General features: G+C 61.7%; 21 protein-coding genes. 5 read left to right on the top strand and 16 right to left on the bottom strand.

What is annotated here, in order from left to right:
• Positions 1-54 precede the first annotated feature (54 nt).
• From AC1D1Z_RS05210 to AC1D1Z_RS05195, 4 genes are all read right to left on the bottom strand, one after another.
• Positions 55-567: a GXWXG domain-containing protein gene (locus AC1D1Z_RS05210; RefSeq protein ID WP_065277959.1), complete on the bottom strand. Its 513-nt coding sequence runs from the start codon at positions 565-567 to the stop codon at positions 55-57.
• 166 nt (positions 568-733) lie between these two features.
• The gene (locus AC1D1Z_RS05205) at positions 734-1,297 is read right to left on the bottom strand and encodes a biotin transporter BioY (RefSeq protein WP_018245071.1); all 564 of its coding nucleotides are present in this window, start codon (positions 1,295-1,297) and stop codon (positions 734-736) included.
• Between the two features lie 24 nt (positions 1,298-1,321).
• Positions 1,322-1,930, bottom strand: a complete 609-nt coding sequence (locus AC1D1Z_RS05200) for an energy-coupling factor transporter transmembrane component T family protein (protein ID WP_477849711.1) — start codon at positions 1,928-1,930, stop codon at positions 1,322-1,324.
• Positions 1,930-2,604, bottom strand: coding sequence for an energy-coupling factor ABC transporter ATP-binding protein (locus AC1D1Z_RS05195; protein WP_446973114.1), 675 nt, complete (start codon positions 2,602-2,604; stop codon positions 1,930-1,932). Before AC1D1Z_RS05195 ends, AC1D1Z_RS05200 begins: the two co-directional genes overlap by 1 nt.
• A 118-nt stretch (positions 2,605-2,722) precedes the next feature.
• Between AC1D1Z_RS05195 and AC1D1Z_RS05190 the strand changes: the two genes are divergently transcribed.
• Entirely contained in the window at positions 2,723-3,913 is a 1,191-nt protein-coding gene (locus AC1D1Z_RS05190; protein WP_018449309.1) for a winged helix-turn-helix domain-containing protein, read from the top strand.
• Between the two features lie 229 nt (positions 3,914-4,142).
• On the opposite strand, the gene ribB is transcribed toward AC1D1Z_RS05190, so the two are convergent.
• The 3 genes from ribB to AC1D1Z_RS05175 all read right to left on the bottom strand — a co-directional run bounded on the left by ribB (position 4,143) and on the right by AC1D1Z_RS05175 (position 9,769).
• Complete coding sequence (gene ribB, locus AC1D1Z_RS05185) at positions 4,143-5,246, bottom strand: 3,4-dihydroxy-2-butanone-4-phosphate synthase (RefSeq protein ID WP_130715746.1); 1,104 nt, start codon at positions 5,244-5,246, stop codon at positions 4,143-4,145.
• 13 nt (positions 5,247-5,259) lie between these two features.
• Positions 5,260-6,357, bottom strand: coding sequence for a chorismate synthase (aroC, locus tag AC1D1Z_RS05180; RefSeq protein ID WP_026231122.1), 1,098 nt, complete (start codon positions 6,355-6,357; stop codon positions 5,260-5,262).
• Between the two features lie 232 nt (positions 6,358-6,589).
• Positions 6,590-9,769, bottom strand: coding sequence for a bifunctional diguanylate cyclase/phosphodiesterase (locus AC1D1Z_RS05175; protein WP_446965567.1), 3,180 nt, complete (start codon positions 9,767-9,769; stop codon positions 6,590-6,592).
• A 244-nt stretch (positions 9,770-10,013) separates the two neighbouring features.
• Here AC1D1Z_RS05175 and AC1D1Z_RS05170 point away from each other — a divergent pair, with 244 nt between their 5' ends.
• A complete protein-coding gene (locus AC1D1Z_RS05170) occupies positions 10,014-10,274 on the top strand; it encodes a DUF1344 domain-containing protein (RefSeq protein WP_018449305.1) in 261 nt (86 codons plus the stop codon).
• A 126-nt stretch (positions 10,275-10,400) separates the two neighbouring features.
• Here the strand turns inward: AC1D1Z_RS05170 and AC1D1Z_RS05165 are convergent, their stop codons facing one another.
• The 4 genes from AC1D1Z_RS05165 to AC1D1Z_RS05150 form a co-directional block, all read right to left on the bottom strand.
• Positions 10,401-10,991 (bottom strand): histidine phosphatase family protein, encoded by a 591-nt coding sequence (locus tag AC1D1Z_RS05165; protein WP_018449304.1) that lies wholly within the window; start codon positions 10,989-10,991, stop codon positions 10,401-10,403.
• A 24-nt stretch (positions 10,992-11,015) separates the two neighbouring features.
• A complete protein-coding gene (fabI, locus tag AC1D1Z_RS05160) occupies positions 11,016-11,834 on the bottom strand; it encodes an enoyl-ACP reductase FabI (RefSeq protein WP_018245080.1) in 819 nt (272 codons plus the stop codon).
• A gap of 121 nt (positions 11,835-11,955) precedes the next feature.
• Positions 11,956-13,173: a J domain-containing protein gene (locus AC1D1Z_RS05155; RefSeq protein ID WP_477849706.1), complete on the bottom strand. Its 1,218-nt coding sequence runs from the start codon at positions 13,171-13,173 to the stop codon at positions 11,956-11,958.
• A gap of 275 nt (positions 13,174-13,448) precedes the next feature.
• Complete coding sequence (locus AC1D1Z_RS05150) at positions 13,449-13,907, bottom strand: RT0821/Lpp0805 family surface protein (RefSeq protein WP_018245082.1); 459 nt, start codon at positions 13,905-13,907, stop codon at positions 13,449-13,451.
• 65 nt (positions 13,908-13,972) lie between these two features.
• On the opposite strand from AC1D1Z_RS05150, the gene pdxH reads away from it, so the two are divergent.
• Positions 13,973-14,593 (top strand): pyridoxamine 5'-phosphate oxidase, encoded by a 621-nt coding sequence (gene pdxH / locus AC1D1Z_RS05145; RefSeq protein WP_018245083.1) that lies wholly within the window; start codon positions 13,973-13,975, stop codon positions 14,591-14,593.
• Between the two features lie 6 nt (positions 14,594-14,599).
• Here the strand turns inward: pdxH and AC1D1Z_RS05140 are convergent, their stop codons facing one another.
• Positions 14,600-15,637: a polysaccharide deacetylase family protein gene (locus AC1D1Z_RS05140; protein ID WP_427149204.1), complete on the bottom strand. Its 1,038-nt coding sequence runs from the start codon at positions 15,635-15,637 to the stop codon at positions 14,600-14,602.
• Positions 15,638-15,914: 277 nt separating this feature from the next.
• Here AC1D1Z_RS05140 and AC1D1Z_RS05135 point away from each other — a divergent pair, with 277 nt between their 5' ends.
• Both AC1D1Z_RS05135 and AC1D1Z_RS05130 read left to right on the top strand, forming a co-directional pair.
• Entirely contained in the window at positions 15,915-17,198 is a 1,284-nt protein-coding gene (locus AC1D1Z_RS05135; RefSeq protein WP_446962901.1) for a serine hydrolase, read from the top strand.
• Positions 17,199-17,280: 82 nt separating this feature from the next.
• Positions 17,281-17,598, top strand: coding sequence for a nucleoside triphosphate pyrophosphohydrolase family protein (locus AC1D1Z_RS05130; protein WP_446947622.1), 318 nt, complete (start codon positions 17,281-17,283; stop codon positions 17,596-17,598).
• Positions 17,599-17,640: 42 nt separating this feature from the next.
• Here AC1D1Z_RS05130 and AC1D1Z_RS05125 read toward each other — a convergent pair whose 3' ends face one another.
• From AC1D1Z_RS05125 to AC1D1Z_RS05110, 4 genes are read right to left on the bottom strand one after another with little or no spacing between them, the layout of a single operon-like run.
• Positions 17,641-19,119: a DUF1254 domain-containing protein gene (locus AC1D1Z_RS05125; RefSeq protein WP_245498906.1), complete on the bottom strand. Its 1,479-nt coding sequence runs from the start codon at positions 19,117-19,119 to the stop codon at positions 17,641-17,643.
• 11 nt (positions 19,120-19,130) lie between these two features.
• A complete protein-coding gene (locus AC1D1Z_RS05120; RefSeq protein WP_018449298.1) occupies positions 19,131-20,531 on the bottom strand; it encodes a DUF1254 domain-containing protein in 1,401 nt (466 codons plus the stop codon).
• A complete protein-coding gene (locus AC1D1Z_RS05115; RefSeq protein WP_446962902.1) occupies positions 20,435-21,118 on the bottom strand; it encodes a sulfatase-like hydrolase/transferase in 684 nt (227 codons plus the stop codon). The genes AC1D1Z_RS05120 and AC1D1Z_RS05115 overlap by 97 nt, the downstream gene beginning before the upstream one ends.
• Entirely contained in the window at positions 21,034-21,279 is a 246-nt protein-coding gene (locus AC1D1Z_RS05110) for a sulfatase-like hydrolase/transferase (protein ID WP_477849698.1), read from the bottom strand. The genes AC1D1Z_RS05115 and AC1D1Z_RS05110 overlap by 85 nt, the downstream gene beginning before the upstream one ends.
• Between the last annotated feature and the right edge of the window lie 172 nt (positions 21,280-21,451).

The raw sequence follows: 21,451 nt of genomic DNA, 5'->3' as shown, positions 1-21,451 counted from the left end.
GCCCGTTTTGGATTGAGGAAAGATTATCCAGGCGCCAGCCGTTTGCTGCATACCTCAGTCCGTCACTTTCCGGAGCTTGAAGAAGAACCGCCGAGGGTCGTCGCGAACGCACATCATTCCGGCAATCTCGCCATCGTCAATCCTCCGGAAGTAGTCCACGATCGGCTGTTTGTCGTAGATCATCGCAGCCGTTTCGATGCCGTCAAAGGCCTGAAGCCGTAACGAAGCGGTCGTGCCTCTCGCTCGAAGCATCTTCTGCAGGTATGAGAACCAGCTGCGCGCGACGAATGTCCGGCCAAAGGGCGCTATCTTGATCGCCAGCCTGATGGGTAAGAAGCTTGGCTCGAGCGCCACCAGTCGGCCCGGTCTCCACGTGAAGAGCAGGGCGTCCGCCCTCATGTCGGAATGGAAGCGCTTGCCAAACCAGTTGAGATTCTCGAGCACGCCGTCCAGTGGATGATCCGACGGAATGCCGACGCCGCTCCAGAGGCCGACCATGTCCTTCGGCTGGACAGGATCCAGCGACCGGAACCAGGCAGCCATCTCCTCCTGCTGGTCGCCTCGCATGATTTCTCCTTCACGGATGTTCGTTGCGACAAATGAAAAGAAGGTTTGGAAGTTCCCGCATTCATCCGGACCGGAAGCGACTTCTGGTGAAAGGCTCCATGTCTTTAAGCGCAACGGCCCCCGAAGGGGCCGTTGGGGTATTCACCAGACAAGACCGGTCTATGCGTCAGGCGCGCGACGGCAGCAGGGGATAGCCGACCATGACGGCGCGGCCAAGCAGGGCTGCGACGAAGGCCTTGATCACGTCGCCGGGAATGAAGGCCATCGAGCCGACGAAGGCTTTCGTGAAGCCGAAGCCGGCGACGGTGGCGAGATAGGTGATGCCGAAAGCGTAGAGCACGACGATGCCGCCGGCCATGGCGGTGAGGAAGAAGCTCACCGTCTGCACCAGGCCGGATTGCTGTTCGTTGACCAGCCGTTCGCTGAGATAGCCGGTGACGAAGGCGGCAAAGATCCAGCCGATCAGGAAGCCGGCCGTTGGCGACGCGAAGATCGCAAGCCCGCCGCGGCCACCGGAAAGCACCGGCAGGCCGATCGCGACCAGAACCAGCACGATCAGCACGGCAATCGCGCCGCGCCGGGCGCCGAGCACGACACCGGCCATCATGACGCCGAGGGATTGGGCGGTGATCGGCACCGGAATGAAGCCGAGCGAGATCGGCGGCAGCAGGCCAAGCGCCACGATGATCGCGGCAAAGAGGGCGGTAAGAACGAGGTCGCGAGTGCTCATCATGAATTCCGTGTTTATCAATCGTTAACTCACATGCCGCCGAATTCCGCGCGCGTCAATCGCCGCGGCGATATTATCCGCATCCTTAAGGGTCAGGATGATCAGCGGCGCAAGCAGCGTCGTCGGCCGGACCTTCAGCCCGCGTGCCTTATGCGCCTCGCGGATCGCCTGATAACGGCCGACGATCTCCGGCACGAAACGCAGCACCAGCCCCAGCGCCAGGCCGATATCGTCGGCCTGCACCCAGCCGGTGCGTTCGAGCGGGCGGGCAAGCGCCGTCACTTCGTCGATGAACTCGGTGATCGACGTCGTCGCCGTCACGGTGGCGGCAAGCAGCATCAATGCCGTCAGCCGCAGCAGCGGCACGAGCGCCTGCTGCCAGGGATTGAAGATGAGGTTGAAAAGCGCCACGACCGCGATCGTCAGGAAGACCGGCCGCAGCCGCCTGAGCCCATCGGCAAACGGCAGGCCGATCATCCGGTAGAGAACCGCCGTCAGCAGTACGGCGATCGAAAGCAGCAGGATGTTGTCGCTGATGAACAGCACGACGCCGAAGACCGTCAGCGACAACAGCTTTACCCGCGGCGAAAGCCGGTGCATCACGCTGTTGCCTTCGACATAGAGCGATTGCATCAGGCGGCGATCTCCTTGTAGCGGGCGATCGCCTCGGCAGCCGGCGCATCGGCGGCAAGCCGCCCTTCATGAAACAGCAGAACCCGCTCGAAACCGGCGATCAGTTCCAGGTCGTGCGTGATGATGATGGCGCTTTCCGGCAGCCCGGCGATAATCCCTTCGACCAACGCCCGGTTCTTGAGGTCGAGCTGGTTGGTGGGTTCATCGAGGATGAGAATGCCCGGTCCCGTCGCCAGCACCGAGCACAGGGCCGCCACCTGCAGCTCGCCGCCGGAAAGCTCGTGCGCGCGGCGATCGCCCAGCGCCTCAGCGCCGAAGCGGGCCAGCACGCCCTCGACCTTCGCCTCGATTTCCGCCTTGGTTAAGCCGCGCCGCTTCAGCCCGAAGGCGATGTCGTCTTTGACGATCGGCAGGATGATCTGGTTCTGCGGCGACTGGAAGATGAAACCGACATCGGCCACAGCAGCCTTCTCATCGCTCGTGTCGCGGCCGTTGACGGTGACGCGGCCGACCGATGGTTTGGTCAATCCGTTGATCAGCCGCGCGAAAGTGGTCTTGCCCGAACCGTTCAGCCCGATGACGCCGATGCGTTTTCCACTGATGCCAAGCGTCAGCGGCTGCAGCGCCACCCGCGCCCCGAAACTGACCCCGGCGCCTTCGAAACGAATATCCAAACCCATCCCTCGCATCCTCGCGATCCCGCTTCTATACGGGGAATCTCGGGTGATGAAAGAGTAAATCTCCTTGTCGATATCGGGTGGCTAGGAAGATTTTCCGGATTATGATGCAGTCATGACGAATCTGCTTTCCAATTCCGACGCCCGCCGTGTCTTTCTTGCCAAGCAGGGCCTCAGCGCCCCGCCGAACCGCGCCCTGACCAAGGCCGGCCTGTTGCAGCTCATCCATGAACTGGGTTTCGTCCAGGTCGACAGCATCCAGACGGTGGAGCGGGCGCATCATCAGATCCTGTTTTCCCGCAACCAGACCTACAGGCGCGAGCATCTGACCGCGCTGCTCGAAAAGGACGGCGCGCTGTTCGAGCACTGGACGCACGACGCCTCCATCCTGCCGAGCGCCTTTTTCGTCTATTGGAAGCACAAGTTCCGCCATCAGGAGAAGGTGATCGTCGAGCGCTGGCGCAAATGGCGCGGCGAGGGCTTCGAGGCGGCGTTCGCGGAGACCTATGAGCGCGTTGAGCGCGACGGCGCGATCCTGGCGCGCGACATCAAGGCCGACGGCCACGTTTCCGGCGGCTGGTGGAACTGGCATCCGAACAAGACGGCGCTCGAATATTTCTGGCACACCGGCAAGTTCGCCATCGCCGGCCGCTCGAATTTCCAGAAGATCTATGACCTGGCGGAACGCGTCATCCCGGCCGAGTTCCGCGAGCCGGAGGTGAGTCGCGAGGAGTTCGTCGACTGGGCCTGCCGCAGCGCGCTTACCCGGCTCGGCTTCGCCACCCATGGCGAGATATCAGCCTTCTGGAACCTGGTCTCGCCCGATGAGGCCAAGGCCTGGGTATCAGCCCATCGCGACGAACTGATCGAAGTGTTGATCGAACCGGCGCTTGGCGGCAAGGCGCGCCCATCCTGGGCTTTTACCGATTTCCTGTCGACACTCGACACTTACCCCGGCGCTCCGCCGCGCGTCCGCGTGCTCAGCCCCTTCGACCCGATGATCCGCGACCGCAACCGCACCGAACGCCTGTTCGGCTTCTTCTACCGCATCGAGATCTTCGTGCCCGAGCCGAAGCGCGAATATGGCTACTACGTCTTCCCGCTGCTCGAAGGCGACAGGCTGATCGGCCGCATCGACATGAAGGCGGATCGGAAGAAGTCGACGCTCGACGTCAAGCGGCTCTGGCTGGAGCCGGGCGTCAAGCCGTCAGCCGGGCGGCTGGAGAGACTGGAAGCCGAGCTGGACCGGGTCGCGCGGTTTGCCGGTGTGGAGAAAGTCGTGCTTCTCGAGGGCTGGAGAGGGTAGGCGAATCTCGTCCGATATATCTTGCTCCTACCGAGGTGAAAGGACCGAGACGTTGCTACGTATCCCTTCGCCCCAGCGGGGAGAAGATGCCGGTAGGCAGATGAGGGGGTGAGCGGCAAAGCCGCGAATGCACTGAGCGTAAGCGAAGAGCAATAAATGGCGTGCCGTGTGGCCCCCTCATCCGACCCTTCGGGCCACCTTCTCCCCGCTGGGGAGAAGGGAAAAGCCTTCAGCAGATCTCCGTCGTGCTGATCTTGATGCCGAAACCTTCGAGGCCGACATAGTGGCGCTCGCGGCTGGTGAGCAGTTTGATCGAGCTGACGCCGAGATCCCTGAGGATTTGTGCGCCGAGGCCGATTTCCAGCCATTCGCTGTCGCGCGTCTGGGCTTCGGCATGGGCTTCGCGGCCCTGGTTGCGGGCCTTGCGGCCGTTGTCGTGATGACCAACGCCGACCGAGCCTTCGCGCAGATAGACGATGACGCCGCGGCCTTGCTCGGCAATCTTCTGCATGTAGAAATCGACCGGGCTGTTCTTGCCGAAGAGATCATCGGCGACATTCTCCGGATGCAGGCGCACCGGGATGTCGACACCATCGCGGATGTCGCCGAAGACGACGGCGAGATGCTGCATCGGGTCCCAGGGCAGGGAATAGGTATGGGCCTTGGCTTTGCCGAACGGCGTCTCGATGTCGAAGCTGGTGCCGAGCTCGATCAGCGTTTCCTTGCGCTGGCGATAGGCGATCAGATCGGCGACGGAAACAAGCTTCAGCCCGTGCTGTTCGGCAAAGTCCACCACCTCAGGGCCGCGGGTGACGGTGCCGTCGTCGTTGACGAGTTCTGAGATAACGCCGATCAGCGGCAGGCCGGCGAGCTTGCAGAGGTCGACGGCAGCTTCCGTATGGCCGGAGCGCATCAGCACGCCGCCTTCGCGGGAAACCAGCGGGAAGATGTGGCCGGGACGGACGAAATCGGAAGCGCCGACATTCGGATTGGCGAGGTTGCGCACCGTCAGCGTCCGGTCGTCGGCGGAGATGCCGGTCGATGTGCCGTGCTTGAAATCGACCGAGACGGTGAAGGCCGTCGTATGGGCCGAATCGTTTTCCGCCACCATGGCGTTGAGGTTGAGGCGCTTGGCCTCTTCCTTCGGCATCGGCGCGCAGACGATGCCGGAGGTGTGGCGCACGATGAAGGCCATCTTCTCAGGTGTGCAATGCACGGCAGCGACGATCAGGTCGCCTTCGTTCTCGCGGTCATTGTCGTCCATGACGACGACGATCTCGCCGGCCTCGAAGGCCCGGATGGCGTCGACGACACGCTTCTGGTCATAAGACATGAGACGAGCGCTCCTATTTCAGACGGCCGGTCTGGCCGCGGTCGCGAAGATAATGATCGGCGACGGCGCAGGCGACCATCGCCTCGCCGATCGGCACGGCGCGGATGCCGACGCAAGGGTCGTGTCGGCCCTTGGTGCGGATATCGACATTCTTGCCCTCCGCATCGATCGACTGGCGTTCGGTCAGGATCGAGGAGGTCGGCTTGACGGCGAAACGCGCCACCACCGGCTGCCCGGTGGAGATGCCGCCGAGAATACCGCCGGCATTGTTGGAAAGGAAGATCGGCGTGCCGTCATTGCCCATGCGCATCTCGTCGGCATTGTCTTCGCCTGACGTTTCGGCGGCGGCAAAACCATTGCCGATTTCGACGCCCTTGACGGCGTTGATCGACATCAGCAGCGAGGCGATATCCTGGTCGAGCTTGGCATAGATCGGCGCGCCGAGGCCGGCCGGCACACCTTCGGCGATCACCTCGATGACTGCGCCGATCGAGGAGCCATTCTTGCGGATGCCGTCGAGATATTCCTCCCAGACCGGCACGATCGCGGCATCGGGCGAGAAGAACGGGTTCTGATCGACCTGGTCCCAATCCCAGTTGCGGCGGTTGATCTTGTGTTTACCGATCTGCACCAGCGCGCCGCGCACGGTAACGCCTGGCACGACGAGGCGGGCGATGCCGCCGGCGGCAACCCGCGCAGCGGTTTCGCGCGCTGAGGAGCGGCCGCCGCCGCGATAGTCGCGAATGCCGTATTTGAGGTCATAGGTATAATCGGCATGGCCGGGGCGATATTGTTTGGCGATCTCGCCGTAGTCCTTGGAGCGCTGGTCGGTGTTTTCGATCAGCATGGAGATCGGCGTGCCGGTGGTCGTCATCGTCGCGCCGTCGGCGTCCAGCATGACGCCGGACAGCACCTTCACCAGATCGTCCTCGCGCCGCTGCGTCACGAAGCGGGATTGGCCAGGCTTGCGCTTGTCGAGCCAGACCTGCAGATCCTCGAGCTTGAAGCGCAGCCCCGGAGGGCAGCCGTCGACGACGCAGCCGAGCGCCGGACCATGGCTTTCGCCCCAGGTGGTTACGCGGAAAAGGTGACCGAATGTATTGTGCGACATGTGTTCCCACGGTGGCGCGCCAAAGCCGGTCGCTGCCGGCCGCGCCATTGCTTGAAAAGGCGCGACACTCATAGGCCAAAAACCCGCCGAGGCAAAAGCCTTTCTTTGCGCCAAACCACCAGCTCAGGAAATGCTGTTTCCGTTCGTTGTCGGGGATGGACGGCGCATCCTGCCGTCACTCTCTCTGCGCGGGCGGGGAGGGGGCAGGACGAGGTCGATCGGCAGCCGGCGATCACGAGGCCAGCCGCCACCCCGTACCTGTGGCTTCGTTGGTGAAATCGTCGAAGGAGAGCGGCCGCGAAAAGGCATAGCCCTGCAGGATATCGCAGCCGAGATCGCGCAGCAGTGCGGCATGTGCTGCCGTCTCCACCCCTTCGGCCACCGTCTCGACGCCGAGCGAGCGGGCGATCTCGATGATCGAGCTGACGAGTGCGCGCTCCTGCGAGGCGTTGACGATCGGCTGCACCAGCTGGCGATCGATCTTCAGGCGCTTGGGCTTCAGCTTCAACAGGCTGACGATCGAGGTATGGCCGGTGCCGAAATCGTCGATCTCGATATCGATGCCGAGCGCCTTGATGCGCTCGAGATTCTGCGAGACGACGTCCTCGCTCTCGTCGAGGAAGATCGATTCCACCAGTTCGAAGGAGATTTCGCCTGGACGGATATGCAGGTCGGCGAGCGATTCCAGCAGGCTGCCGTCATGCAGCCGCCGGGCCGAAACATTGACCGAGACCTTGGGCACGGCAATGCCGCGAGCGGTCCAGCGCATCTTGTCGTGCAGCGCCGTTTCCAGCACGATCCGGTCGAGCATCTGCACGACATTGATCTCGTCGGCGATGCGCAGGAACTTGTCGGGCGTCAGCAGTCCCTTGGACGGATGCTTCCAGCGCACCAGCGCCTCGACGCCGGTCAGTTCCATCGTCCGGGCGCAGAATTGCGGCTGATACCAGGCGGTGAATTCGCCATTGTCGATGCCGGCGAGGATCTCGTCGGCCGTACGCTTGGTGTTGATGATATCGGCCTGGAGATTGTGATTGAAGAATTCGAAGCGGTTGCGGCCCATGCTCTTGGCGCGGTAGAGCGCGATGTCGGCATTGATCAGCACCTTGCGCGCATCGACATGGATGCCGTTGGCGAGCGCAATGCCGATCGACACGCCGCAGCGGCAGGAAAAGCCCTGGAAATCGATCGGCTGGCGCATCTCCTCGATGATCCGCGTCGAAAGCTGCGCCATCTCCTTGTCGCCGACGTCGAGGGCGAGGATGACGAACTCGTCRCCGCCGATGCGGGCGACGATATCGCTGCCGCGGACATTCTTGGCGAGCACCTTCGAGGCGTGCACCAGCATCGCATCGCCGGCGGCATGGCCGAGCGTGTCGTTGATGTCCTTGAAGCGGTCGAGATCGATGTGCAGGATCGAGAATTTCTGCCGCTGCTGCCGGCCGTCATGGGTGAGATTTTCGAGTGCGATGTCGAGCTTGCGGCGGTTGGCGAGTGCGGTCAGCGGGTCGTGCAGCGAATTGTGCTCGATCCTGTTCTTGACAAGTTCGAGCTCGATATTCTTGGCGACCGCCTCGTCCTTGGCGGCCTTCAGCCGGATCGTCATCAGCACGTCTTCGGTGGCATCGAAGGCGATGCCCATGATCTTCATCTCGCCGGTCCCCGTCTGGTGGACCTTGCCGACCGAGCGCACATAGCGCACCGAGCCGTCGTCGACGATCACGCGGCAGACGAGGGTGTGCGTATCGCCGTTGCGCTTGAAGTGACGCGCGCTTTCGAGCGCCAGGCTCCGGTCCTCGGGGTGGATGCGGCTAAGCCAGATCTCCTCGGTCATGAAGCCGTTGCGCGGCGCAAGCCCGTAGAGCTCGTGCATCCGCTCGTTCCAGATCGAGCCGCCGAGGCCAGGCCGCGCCTCCCATATGCCGCACTGATAGGAGTTGAGCGCCAGGTCGAGCCGGCTGGAAAGCTCGGCCAGCTGCCCCTCGCGGCTTGAGAGCTCTTCAAGCGCCAGCTCCAGCTCGGCATTCTTGACCTCGCTCATATCCTTGGCCTTGCGCAGCGTGTCGGTGGTCACCGCATCGGCGGTCACGTCCCAGACGATGCCGATCGTCTTGCTGACGCCACCGGCATCCGTATAGAAGGCGCCGACCGAGCGCAGGTGGCGGATGCCACCGTCGCCAAACAGGATGCGGTACTGCGCCGTGCAGGCAGCGCCGGCAATGCTGCAGCTGAAGAAATGCACTTCGGCGGTTTCACGATCCTCGGGCAGGATCGACGCCAGCCATTCGTCGAGCGGCCGGCTTCCTTCTGCCGCCGCTTTGCCGTGCAGAGCCGCGGCGCGGGCGTCCCAGAGCAGGCTGCTCGAATGATCCTCCAGCTCCCAGATGCCGATATTGGAGGATTCCAGCGCCAGATTGAGCCGCTGCGACAGTTCCAGCAATTTTGCCTCGCGCCTCTCCAGCGCGGTAATATTGCGATTGCGCTCGCCGAGCAGAAGTGTGGCGAAGAAGATCGGCACGATGATGATGAAGCCGGCGGCAAGGATGATCAGACGCAACTCGGTGCGGTTTTCGGGTATCGCGTTCCAGCCGCTGTTCGGGACCGCGGAAAGCTCCCACTTGCCGCCGGCAAAGCCGATCTTCTGGCGCATCGGATGCTTGTCATCGATATCGGACGAACCGAAGAACGGCGGCGGCAGAGCAGCATTGGTCGCGGCCGCCGCGCCGATATCGCGGATGGCGATCGAAAGATGGTCGAGATGCGGATAGCGTTCCCGGTTCTCGCGGTCGCGTGCCGGCATCAGCCCGGTCGCCTGGTAGAACATCGTCTGGTCGATCGCGACCTCGACTGCCCCCCAGAGCCGCCGCTCGCCGTTCTCCCTGACGAAAACCGGGAAGAAGATGGCAAAGGCGTCGCGGCTATCAATGCTGATCGGGCCGTAGAAGCGCGCCGACTGGTCGCCGGCCGCGCTGGTCATCACCTGGCGGAAGAAGAGAGTTTCGCGCACGTCGCGGCCGATCCGCTCATTGCCGGATTGCGGCGGGTGGATGTCGCGGACGATGAAATCAGGGGCGACGGCGATATGAATGAAGGACGGGTTCTGGATCAGCAGCCAGTTGATCTGGCGCTCCATCTCCTCTCCGTTGGCCGCGCTGAGGGAGATCAGGTTCGTAAGGTCGCGGACGACGCTGAGGTCCAAATTGATCTCGGCCATCACCCGGGCGCGGATCAGATTCGTCTCGTTTTCGGTGCGGATATGAAGTTCGCGCACATAAGACGCAGTATTGGCCCGGTCGAGGCCGAAGCCGACCATGATGACGACGAGGGCGACAAGCGACGAAACCAGAAACGAAACGCGAGTATTCTTCAACACGCGCCGCAACTGCTTGCTGTCGCTGAGCCTGGATAGCAAAATGAAACTCCCCTGTTGGCGAGCAACTGTAGGACGCGCGGGTTAATTTACGATTGCCCGCCGGCGATGCCGAAAAATCATGTGAAGGGAAAAACCGCGGGTTAACGCGGTATCTTGATTATATTTAAAATCCTATTCATCAATTGGGCGGGAAAAGCCATTCTTACGGGCAATTTTCGCCATATTCAGGAGCTTATCTGTGGCCAGTCATGTTCTCGTGCAGCGTCTTAAAAGGATTGTCGCCATGCGTTTCGTCGTCGCCACGCTTTTGGCAACAGCAAGCTTCCTGTCACCGATGAGCGGTTTTGCCGAGAGCGCCGATGTCGAGGCGACGATCAAAAAGGTCGACACAACAAACCTCGTGCTGACGCTCGATGACGGCAAGACCTATCAGGCGCCTGAGGAATTCAATTTCGACGGCCTCGAAGCCGGCGTGAAGGTGATCGTCTTCTATACCGAGGTCGACGGCAAACGCGTCATCAACGATCTCGACATCGTCAAATAGGCAGTTCTCTGGAGACCGATCAGGTGAGGTAAGCGCCGATCGCTGCAACCTCCCTGGACCGCACAGGCCAAACAGCTCGTTCGCATCCCAATCCGACCTGTTGAGCGCATCGCTGGCTGGCAATGCCTAGAGCCAGACGATCGTCCGCTCCGAGGTTTCGATCCTGATGATCCGGTCCTGCGGGATTGCGCCTTCCGCAGCAGTGCTTTTCGGCAGGTCGGCGATTGTCTGGAAAAGCGTGCGGATGACGCCGCCATGTGTCACGCAAACCGTCGGACGATCGACGGAATTTAGCCATGAGCCGGTCCGCCAGGAGAGAATTTCATAGCTTTCCGCATCATCGCCGGGCGGGATGAAATCCCATTTCGAGGCATTGCGTTCCGCCACCCGCTCACGCTGCGTCGCCTTCAGCTCCTTGATCGTCGAGCCCTCCCAGTCGCCGAAGGAAATTTCTACCAGCCTCGGATCGGTGCGATAGGCCAGCGGTGGCAGGCCCATGGCGCTGCGCATGATCTCCATGGTCGCGCGTGTGCGTCCGAGCGGGCTGGCGACGAAATCGAATTGGTCGATCGTGTCGCCGAGAATCCCGGCAAGCGCGATGCCGTTCTGCCGGGCCTGTTCCAGGCCCGTGGCATTCATCGGGATATCCTTCTGACCCTGCAGGCGGCGCTCGGCATTCCAGGCAGTCTGGCCGTGTCTGATCACGTAGATAAGCACGGTCTCAGCTCCGCTCGAAATGCTCTAGTCCTTGATGACGGAAATGTCGGGCGCGTCGACCGCCTTCATGCCGATGACATGATAGCCGCTGTCGGCATGGTGCACTTCGCCGGTGACGGAGCGCGACAGGTCCGACAGGAGATAGAGGCCGACATCGCCGACTTCCTCGATGGTGACGGTGCGGCGCAGCGGTGCGTTATATTCGTTCCACTTCAGAATATAGCGGAAATCGCCGATGCCTGAGGCGGCAAGCGTCTTGATCGGTCCGGCCGAGACGGCGTTGACGCGGATGTTCTGCGGCCCGAGGTCAACGGCGAGATACTTGACGCTCGCTTCGAGCGCGGCCTTGGCCACACCCATGACGTTATAGTTCGGCATCACCTTTTCGGCGCCGTAATAGGTCAGCGTCAGCATGGCGCCGCCATCCGTCATCAGCTTCTCGGCGCGGCGTGCGACCGAAGTGAAGGAATAGACGGAGATCTGCATCGTCTTGGCGAAGTTGTCAGCCGAGGTGTCGACGTAGCGGCCGGTCAGCTCGTCCTTGTCGGAAAAGCCGATCGCATGCACGAGGAAATCGATCTTGCCCCACAGCTTTTCGACGTTCCCGAAAACCTCATCGATGGTGGCTTCGTCGGCGACGTCACAGTGGCCGACCAGCGTCGCGCCGATTTCGGCGGCGAGCGGCTCGACACGCTTCTTCAGCGCATCGCCCTGATAGGTGAACGCGACTTCTCCACCCTGCGCATGAATGGCCTTGGCAATACCCCACGCAATCGAACGATTGTTGGCGACACCCATGATGACGCCGCGTTTGCCTGCCATGAGGCCGGATGCTTGAGCCATATTTCGCTCCCTAGGATTCTGATCGATCCTGCCTATGGCATAGGCCGTTAATCGGTTCAAGCTTGGCCGGGATCATCAACTGTTAGGGATCGTAATAAAGGGTGCGAATGTCATAAAAATTTCATAGGAACAGGCCTTCGCGCATGCTCCGCATGAGATCGGTGATTTTATCGTCGGGTTTTTCCCACAAGATAATGCGCAATTCGACAACGAGATCGCCTCTGCCGCCCTCTTCGCGGGGCAATCCCTGGCCGGGAATTCTAACCGTCTTGTCCGAGCCGGACCATGCCGGGATCGTCACGTTCAGCGGCCCGCTCGGTCCTTCGATGCGCGCCTCGGTGCCGAGCACGGCATTTTCGATGCTGAGCGGCAGCACGGCGTGCAGATCGAAACCGTCGACCGTGAAGCGCGGATCTGGCGCGATGCGAATGTTGATGACGGCGTCGCCGCGCTGCAGGCCCGGCAGTTTGAAACCCTGTCCCTTGAGCCTGATCTCGTGACCGTCGGTCGTGCCTGCCGGCAATGCGAAGCCGATTTCACGGCCCTCCGGCAGGGACGCAGTGATCCAGCCGCTCTTCAACACGTCGTCGATCGTCACCGTCGCCGTCGTCACCTCATCCGGTGCCTTTTCGAGGCCCGTATCCTTGGCGCCGGTGAAACGGCGCACCAGATTTGTCAGGATGCTGAGCGGCAGCGACAGGTTAGCGGCGGCATTTGCCGCAGCTTCGCCGGCTTCCTCGTCGCCCTTGGTGTCGGCCTCGGCGGCATCGCCGTCCATACGCTTGCCGGCGTCGCCCTGGGCGTTTTGTGTCTGTTGATTTTGGGCCTGCTGGTATTGCGTCTGCTGGGCGCGACCCTGCGCTTGGCCACTGGCAGCTGCGCGGGCCTGGGCGCCGAAAATGCGATCCACCATCTCGTYGGCGGCCTCAGCGGAACCTGCCTGTTGCCTGGGGCCGTCGGCGGCAGCCTTCTGTGCGGCGCGCGCCAATTCTTCCATCACGCGTTCGGCATTAGCCTGCGCCGCCTTGGCGCGCACGGCCGCCTCGCGGGCGGCCTGGCGCTGCTGCATGATCGTCTGTTCGTGCTTCTTGGCTTCGGCCATCCGCAGGGCATTGTCGAACAGGCTGCGCTTGCGCGGATCCTTCAGCGTTTCATAGGCGCGGCCGATCTCGGCGAACCGGGCCGTCGCTGTCGGATCGTCCTGATTGTGGTCGGGATGGGCTGATTTGGCCATGTTGCGCCAAGCCGCCTTGATCTCGTCTACTGCCGCGTCGCGCCTGACGCCCAGAATTTTATAAGGATCGCGCATGTCAAAACCGCCGGTGTTGCGATGCGGCAAGCCTCGTCCTTGCCCGGCATCCCCGTCCAATAAAACGTGTGTGGCGCCACCCGCCACAAAGGCAGGAAGAACCACTCTCAACGCCGATCCTGCGGCGGAGTTGCTAATCACTTGTTATTTCTGTGGAGACATGTGGGGTGTTTCGCGGCGAATGGTTAGCTCTTTGCTAAGCATTGGGCAGAAAGCGGCCGCGCGTTAACCTGTTGGTGACGGCGCCCCGCGTCTTTTCGAACGCGCAAAGGGACGCTGTAACATTTTGAACTAACTTGGGAAGATCAGCTCTCCGGCTGGAAACTCAGAAGCTGCCAGTTGCCGCCGCCGACGAGGCAGGTCTTGCCGTAGAATTTGGCGATGCCGACATAGGAATGTCGGGTCGTGCGGAACTGGCGGCAGACCTGGCCGGACTCGTTGTTCTCGACGATCGTATCGATGACGCCGGCACTGCCCGTCGATGCATTTGCCCAGGGAAGCGGCTGGCCCTCGAGCCTTTGCACATCGGCCGAGGTGACGGCATTGCGCACGGTCATCTCGTCGGAAAGCGTGTCGGTGCTCGGCGGTGTCTGCGGCACGGTGCCGGTTGCCACCGACCGGTCGACCTTGGCGTCACTCAGGAAATCCATACCGCCGCCGACGCAGCCGGAAAGCGATAACATCGCGGTGCTGATGACGAAGAACGCGCGGCTGCGTCGCCGCAGGCCCTTTGTATGGCGAGATGACTTTGTTATGACTTCCACCCTGCATCCTGTCCAGTTATCAAAAGCTGGGCGAGTTTTGAATAATCCGGGGCATTTGAACCAATATGTCGGCAAACGAGTTAACAAGCGGTGACTTTACCGAAAGTGGCGAACCCTTCAAGCTCTTTGCCGAATGGCTGAAAGAAGCCGAGGCGTCCGAGCCCAACGACCCCAATGCGGTGGCGCTGGCAACGGTCGATGAGGATGGTCTTCCCAATGTCCGCATGGTTCTCCTGAAGGGATTCGACGACAACGGTTTCGTCTTTTACACCAATTTCGAGAGCCAGAAAGGCCGCGAAATTCTTGGCCAGAAAAAGGCTGCCATGTGCTTTCACTGGAAAAGCCTGCGCCGCCAGGTAAGGCTGCGCGGCCCCGTCGAGATCGTCACCGATGCCGAAGCGGACGACTATTTCAAGACGCGTGCGCGCGGCAGCCGCATCGGCGCCTGGGCCTCCAAACAATCCCGTCCGCTCGAAAGCCGATTCGCGCTGGAAAAGGCGGTGGCCGAATATACCGCGCGCTATGCCATCGGCGAGATTCCGCGCCCCGCCCACTGGTCGGGCTTCCGCATCCGGCCGACCTCGATCGAATTCTGGAAGGACCAGAAATTCCGCCTGCACGACCGGGTCGAATTCCGCCGACCATCACCGGAAGGCGAATGGGACAAGGTGCGGATGTATCCGTAACGGGCTTTACCTGCCCATCAGTTTCAGCGGTATGCCGGAGGCAAGCGCCGAGACGTAGCGTCGCTTCTGGTAGAAGCCGTTGAGCGAAATGCGCGGGAGATAGCCGGTCAGCTTCGCTGCCGGCCGCCCGGGTTGCGTGGTGACCGCGAGGGTAAAGCCGAGATTGCGGGCGATGCGCGCCTCGCGGGCGGTCGCAGCGTCCGGCGTGCCATAGGGATAGGCGATCGTCTCGGGACGGATACCGGTCACCGCTTCGAGGTAATCGGCCGAAGCCTGCATTTCTATTCGTGCTTCGGCTTCCGGCAGCCGGGCCAGCGCGCGGTGGCTGATCGTATGGGCGCCGAGCGTTGCGAGCGGATGTGCCGCCAGCCATTGCAATTCGCCGGGTCCCATCACCAGTTCGCGGACGATATCCGTCGGCTCGATGCCGTTTTCCCGCGCCAGCAGATCGATGGCGGCGACGGCGCGCGCCTCGTCGGAGCGATGGATATAGGCGGCGAAGCGGTCGAAGGCATGCCATTGCTGCTGCGGGCTGTCGAGCACCAAGCGCTCCATGCCGCGGCCGAAATCGAAGCGGATTTCCGGCACCTGGCGTAAGAGGATCGCCAGCGTCTCCCACCAGATGCTGTGGGAGCCCTCGGCAAAACCCTTGGCGACGAATACCGTGAACGGTGCTTGATGTCGCTCGAATACCGGCAGCGCATGTTCCAGATTGTTGCTGTATCCGTCGTCGAGCGTGAAGGCAGCAAACGGCGCTCCGCCCTCGGGCTCCGCCAGCAGCACCGGCACCTCGCCGAGCGGCACGAAACGATAACCCTCCCGCCTCAACCGCCGCAGCGCCGCGTCGAGAAAGCGCGGGGTGATTTCGAGATGCGCATTCGGCTCGAAGGCCTCTGGCACGTGCGGGCGGACATGATGCAGCGTGAAGACGACGCCGCGCCCGCGCGCTTCCTGCATCAGCCCGGCCGAGGCGAGCAGCCAGGAAACCTCGAGCCCGGCGCCGATCGCTGCGCGTTTTGCCAGTCGCTTGAATTGTCCCGTCATGCGGCGCCCGTCCCTTGCCTTTGCTGGAAACTAGCAAGTGCGACTTAAGCCTTGCTGAATCCCTGTTCGGAACAGGTCTTTGATTTCCTGTTAACCAAGGCAATGAAAAGACTAGAAAAATGATAGGCGTTGCCTCAAAGTCGCGCCAAACTTACGGCTTCTGTCACATTACGGCACAAATGCCGGTCTGACCGAGAGCCCGCATCAAGGGCTGCGCATCAGGGGCCAGCGTATGAGGGGCCAGCGTATGAGGGGCCAGGGTATGAGGGGAAAGTGCATGAGAAAGCTTTTGGCGGCTGTTTTGACCGTAACGCTTGCCGTTTCGGCGCCTCTTGCGGCCCTTGCCGGCAATGCTTCGCTGATCCTCGATGCCCGTACCGGCAAGGTTCTCGCCGCCGAAAACGCCGATACGCTGAACCATCCGGCCTCGCTGACGAAGATGATGACGCTCTATCTCACCTTCGAGGCGTTGAAGCGCGGCAAGATCGCCTGGGACACCCCGATCAGGATTTCGAAATACGCCGCCGCACGGCCGCCGACCAAGCTTGGCGTCAAGGCGGGTGGCACGATCACCGTGCGCGAGGCGGTCTATGGCATGATCGTCAAATCGGCCAATGATGCCGCCTCCGCCATGGGCGAAAAGCTCGCCGGCTCGGAAAGCGGTTTTGCCCGGGTGATGACGGCCAAAGCCCGCCAGCTCGGCATGAGCCGCACCGTCTTCGTCAACGCATCCGGCCTGCCGGACGGCCGCCAGGTTACGACGGCGCGTGACATGTCGACGCTCGCTGTCGCATTGATGAAGAATTATCCGAACGAATACCGGCTGTTTTCAACGGCAAGCTTCAATTTCCGCGGCCGAACCGTGCGCGGCCACAACAATCTCATGTACCGCTACCAGGGCATGGACGGCATCAAGACGGGTTATACCAACGCTTCCGGCTTCAACCTCGTCAGCGCCGTCAGGGACGGCAACCGCCGCGTGGTCGGCGTCGTGCTCGGCGGCCGCACCGCCCGCAGCCGCGACGACAAGATGGCTGGTTTGCTAGACCGTTATCTCGGCCGTGCCTCGTCCTCCGGCGGCGCAAAGCTGGTGGCGAGCGTCGGCGCGAAAGAAACTGTCGAAGTCGCGTCCGCCGCTGACGCGTCCGATGTTCCAGTGCCGCTCAATGCACCGCGCCCGGCCGACGATCTCGCAGCCAAGAGCCTGGCCTATGCCGACGACGCCGTCGTGCCCCTGGATCGTCCCGTCGCGATGGACGAGATCCTGAGCGCCGGCAAGACGCCAAAGACATCAGCAGAGAAGGCCAATGGCGACTGGCAGATCCAGATCTCGGCCGCCCCTAGCGCCGATGCGGCGCGCGCGCTTCTCGCCCAGGCGAAGTCGGAAGCCGGTGCGCCGCTCGTTTCTGCCTCGCCCTATACCGAGGCGGTCGGGCAGGGTGCCAACAAGATCTATCGCGCCCGCTTCGTCGGCTTCGCCAGCAAGGATGCCGCCGTCTCGGCCTGCGATGCGCTGAAGCAGCGCTCCTATGACTGCATGCTGCTGCCGGATCGCGGCTGATCGCCGCCTCAGCACTGCGGCAATTCACTCTGGACAAGCATCGGGAATCAGCGTCTCCTCCATAAACAAAAGGAGAACGCCCATGTTGCGTCATCTTGCCGACCAGTTCGAAATCTCATCCTCTGTTCACGTCGCTGCCAACAACATCGAGCGTGATGCCGACTGGTTCCTGCTGAAGCTGCAGGAGGAAATGGGTGAACTGACCCAGGCATGGAACCGGCTGACCGGCCGCGGCCGTGCGAAGGGCCGCTCGCCTGAAGACATGCAGCGCGACCTCGCTGACGAGACCGCCGACGTTCTCGGCCATCTTCTGCTGTTTGCCCGTCACAACGACCTCGATCTTGCTGCCGCGATCGAACGGAAGTGGCTGTTTCGGCCGGCGCCCGGCAAGGAATTTTGAAGCTAATCTGAGCCGTGGCGCCGCCCTGTTATTCCTGAAAGCTTAGCGATCCTCGACAATGTCGTCCGGCTTCCATGACCGATCGAAGAACTCCTTCCTGGGGCCGTAAAACCGGAGCAGAGTGAACCAGCCCCTGCCGGGCACGGTCCTGATCCAGTTCTTTTCCTTTCCAGCAGGTGCCGTCGGCGCGAAATACACGTCGATCGAACCGTCGGCATTGCTCTGCGGGTCGGTATATTGGCTCACGCTAGGAAACGGCATGCCGTTGCGAAGCTCGGACCGGCTCTCGGAATCGTAGACCACGACCGACCAGAAATTCACCACCGGGATGTTCGCGGGCAGATGCAGGCGATAGTTCTTACTGCCGTCGAGATGTCTTCCCTCGCTGTCGCGCATCGTCGACAGGTACTGAGAGCCCTGTCCGACGACCTTGTCCACCATCGCTGGGGACATGCCCACGGCGACATAGGCGAATGCCGCACGGAGGTCCGTGTTTACGTAACCCCGCGGATCCCAGCTCGCGCTTCCGCCGATGAACAACCATTCCCACGCGCGGTCGTCATAGACGAGCCTTTCCGGGTAGGTCGAGGCGAAACTGTTGGTTCGCGCCATCGCCGAAGCCAGCCGGGCGGCCTCGGTAAGAGCAGCTTTCCGTTCCGTGTCCGGAGAAAAGGGTTTTCCCTTCTCGATGCCGATGGCGGCAAGCTGGAAACGACCGGCGCTGTCGATGATGTCGGCGGGCTCGCGCTCGATCAGATCGGCCAGATCGGCAAAATACTGGAAGTCTTCCGCCATCAGCGTGTCGATCTCCTTGCCCGAACCATTGAGGAAGGTCATTTGCGGAGGACTTGACGCTTGAGACAGCGGATAGATGCGCGTTGATTTCATCAAGGCGACCGCCGGTTCCGGCTTGCCCTCCACGAGGAACCCGCGCATGCCGAGAACCACGCCAAACGTCTTTGCATGTCCGACGAGATAACCTTCCGGTATCGGACCGTCATAGCCGGGGGGCACGAGCAGGAACTTGCCCCCGCGCCCCTTGTCGTCTGCGGTCGGCCCGATTCCCGCGATCTGCTCCTGCCAGAGATCGCTGAAGCCGCCGAGCATCTTAGGCGGAACTTCAATGACCACCGGGCCATCGCGTTGAAGGTCGATCGCCGCAAGCCCGTAGACCGTTTCGGTATTGCCGGTCAGCAGCAGGGTCTGGGCATCCATCAGGCTTTCCCAGATCACCAACTGATTGGGTGCCTTGTCGCCGGCGGCGGCGACGCCTTTCCAGGTGCGATACCAGGAGACCGCGGGCATCTGCGCGAGATAGGCTTCCACGGCGCGGCTGATCAGCAGAACCTCGCGCAGCTTCGCCGCCGAAGCGTCATCAGGATAGCCGTTCCTGAATTCGAAATCTCCGAAGCGCGTCTTCACCGTCTCGGTGCCGATCCAGCCATGCTGATTGGGCGTCTCGGCGACGACGTTCGAGGTCGTGGCGATGGCGAGTGCCGCTGCCAGCAGAAACATTTTCATGATCGCCTCCCTCATTTCACCTTTTCGATATCGTTCAGCATCCATGATTTGTCGAATACCGGCTTCTCCGGTCCGTAGAACCGAAACAACACTTCAAACTGGCCGCGCGGGTCCGTCGGCACCCAGTTTGTCTCCTTGCCATCGGGAACCTTGGGACCGAAGAATATGTCGACCGCCCCATCGACGCCCGTCGCCAGGCCGGGGCTGAGCGAGGATCGGCTGAGAATTTTCTGGCCGCGGATGAGGGCATGAGTCGCCCGGTCATAGGCTGTGGCCGACCAGTATTGTTTGACAGGGGGATGCGCCGGAATGGTCAATCGATAGGTCTTGGAGCCATCGAAGGGCTGGCCGTCCTTGTCCTTGATCGTCATCAGATAAAACTGACCGATGCCCGAATGCTTGGTGCTGAAAAACGCCATCGTATAGGTGACGCCGCGTCCGTCTACGGAATAGCTGTCAGGGTCGGCATACTGTGTCTGCAGGCCCTTGATCGCATCGGGTGCGATCGGAAAAACCCACTGGCGTCCCTCATAATAGGGCGCGAAGGTGGTTTCATATTGCAAATCCATCCATGCTTGTGCCTCGACGACCGCGGCTTCCAGGATGGCTTGTGTCGTAGCGTCCGGCTCGAAGGGTTTCCCCTTCTCGATGCCGACGGATTTCAACTGGTCGATCATCGCCTTGTCTCGATCGAGCCACGGTTCGCTCTGAACGAAGCGGTCGAGCGATTGGAAAAAGCGCAGGTCGTACGGAATGGTGGAATCATAGACCGTGCCGAGGGCATCCAGGAAAACCGTTTCCGGCGGGTTGGAAGCCTGGCTGAAAGGGTAGAGCTTGATGCGCTTGCCATAGGCCACGGCCGCATCGACGTCGGCCTTGTTGCCTGACTTGGGGATGGATCGCAGCAGCGCATAGCCTTGATAATTCGCGGAGCGAAGCGGGATGTAGTCTGCCGGCACGGCCGCGTCGTAGCCCGGCGGCACGATCAGGTACTTTCCGCCTGCACCCTTATCGACGCCAGCCGGGCCGACATCTTCGAGCGCTGCCTGCCATGGGTCCATGATGCTGCCGTTGATGACCCCATCACCAGCGGGCGGAATCTCGATCACAACTGGCCCGTCCTTGGTGTTAAAGAAGGCCATGAGGTAGATGACGTCGGGATTGGGGGTCAGCGTCTGGTTTTGCCAGTCGAAGAGTTCCGACCAATAGACGATCTGGTTGGGCTTGCCGCCGAGCCCCAGCATCTGTTGGTACATGAGGTCGTAGTTCACAGCCGGCATGCCCCAGACCACCGCCTCGAAGGCGCGGCGCTCGATCAATCGAGTTTTGAGGTCGTCAGCGGAGAGGTCTTTCGCCGGGACATATAAGGTCGAGCCCAAAATGGCCAATGCGGCCAGCAGTATCCGAACCATGGCGCACGTCCTGTGGTTGCTTCGTCGGTGCTGGTACTTGAAGTAAGTGTAAGGATACTCCCATCAAGGCAAAACGGAAGTAACGCAACGGTAAATTTGCGAACGCGGTCTCCTGCCTTCGAGCGACCACGGGCCTGACTGGCGAAAGGATTAGGTTCGGCAATTTCACTCTGGCGGTGTGTAGGGGTCGGGGGTGCCGATCTTGATGGGCGGGTACTGCGCCAGACTTTTCTCGAAGTCGACCATGACACCGATGGCTGGCGTTGCCGCCCAGGTGTTGCGGAGCCCGGTCTCTGGATATTCTTCTTTCGGATCAGTGGCTTGGCCTGCGGCTCATCCGGCCAGAACGCCTCGTCGGTGGTACGCGGAATTCCGTACCATTCGTCGAAACCCTGCTCGTTCGGGAGGCGGCCTTGCTCGCTGCCAAGATGCCATTTGCCGAAGGCTGCCGTCGCATAGCCCGCCGTCGACAGTGTCTCGGCAAGGGTTACCTCCCATCGCGTCAGTCCTTCGATGCCTCCGCCAATCGGGTCCCTGAGCGGATGGAAAAGCGCCCCGTCAGGATCGCAGAGCGGCTTGGTGTGCACTTGGCCTCGACATTGTAGTTCGTCAGCCGCGTTCCCTCATCGGCAAGTCGATCGACCCGGGGCGTTGCAGCTCCCCGGATGATGCCGCCGCCGTATGCGCCAAGCTCACCGTAGCCGAGATTGTCCATAAGGATGAAAACGATATTCGGCCTACCCTGCACATTTCCTTCCTCCCCCCAGAGGCCGGATCAGCCATTCCCGCGTCGAGAGGACGCTGATGATGGCAGAACATTAGCATACGCCCTTGAAATCAGCGAGAGAATTTGAGTTCATATTCCCTTCCGCGTTGTATGACGTCCGTCCGAAGCCGGTCGGCGCTGAGAGCCGTCGGAC

Source organism: Rhizobium sp. P1_E1 (assembly GCF_056406015.1).
This window is presented reverse-complemented; position numbering and strand designations above follow the sequence as displayed.

Excerpts from the sequence above, each read along its gene's own strand:
- pdxH (WP_018245083.1), top strand. The coding sequence starts at position 13,973 with ATGTCGGCAAACGAGTTAACAAGCGGTGACTTTACCGAAAGTGGCGAA.
- ribB (WP_130715746.1), bottom strand. The coding sequence starts at position 5,246 with ATGTCTTATGACCAGAAGCGTGTCGTCGACGCCATCCGGGCCTTCGAG.
- AC1D1Z_RS05140 (WP_427149204.1), bottom strand. The coding sequence starts at position 15,637 with ATGACGGGACAATTCAAGCGACTGGCAAAACGCGCAGCGATCGGCGCC.
- AC1D1Z_RS05120 (WP_018449298.1), bottom strand. The coding sequence starts at position 20,531 with ATGGTTCGGATACTGCTGGCCGCATTGGCCATTTTGGGCTCGACCTTA.
- aroC (WP_026231122.1), bottom strand. The coding sequence starts at position 6,357 with ATGTCGCACAATACATTCGGTCACCTTTTCCGCGTAACCACCTGGGGC.
- AC1D1Z_RS05135 (WP_446962901.1), top strand. The coding sequence starts at position 15,915 with ATGAGAAAGCTTTTGGCGGCTGTTTTGACCGTAACGCTTGCCGTTTCG.
- AC1D1Z_RS05200 (WP_477849711.1), bottom strand. The coding sequence starts at position 1,930 with ATGCAATCGCTCTATGTCGAAGGCAACAGCGTGATGCACCGGCTTTCG.
- AC1D1Z_RS05210 (WP_065277959.1), bottom strand. The coding sequence starts at position 567 with ATGCGAGGCGACCAGCAGGAGGAGATGGCTGCCTGGTTCCGGTCGCTG.
- AC1D1Z_RS05125 (WP_245498906.1), bottom strand. The coding sequence starts at position 19,119 with ATGAAAATGTTTCTGCTGGCAGCGGCACTCGCCATCGCCACGACCTCG.
- AC1D1Z_RS05205 (WP_018245071.1), bottom strand. The coding sequence starts at position 1,297 with ATGAGCACTCGCGACCTCGTTCTTACCGCCCTCTTTGCCGCGATCATC.
- fabI (WP_018245080.1), bottom strand. The coding sequence starts at position 11,834 with ATGGCTCAAGCATCCGGCCTCATGGCAGGCAAACGCGGCGTCATCATG.
- AC1D1Z_RS05190 (WP_018449309.1), top strand. The coding sequence starts at position 2,723 with ATGACGAATCTGCTTTCCAATTCCGACGCCCGCCGTGTCTTTCTTGCC.
- AC1D1Z_RS05170 (WP_018449305.1), top strand. The coding sequence starts at position 10,014 with ATGCGTTTCGTCGTCGCCACGCTTTTGGCAACAGCAAGCTTCCTGTCA.
- AC1D1Z_RS05130 (WP_446947622.1), top strand. The coding sequence starts at position 17,281 with ATGTTGCGTCATCTTGCCGACCAGTTCGAAATCTCATCCTCTGTTCAC.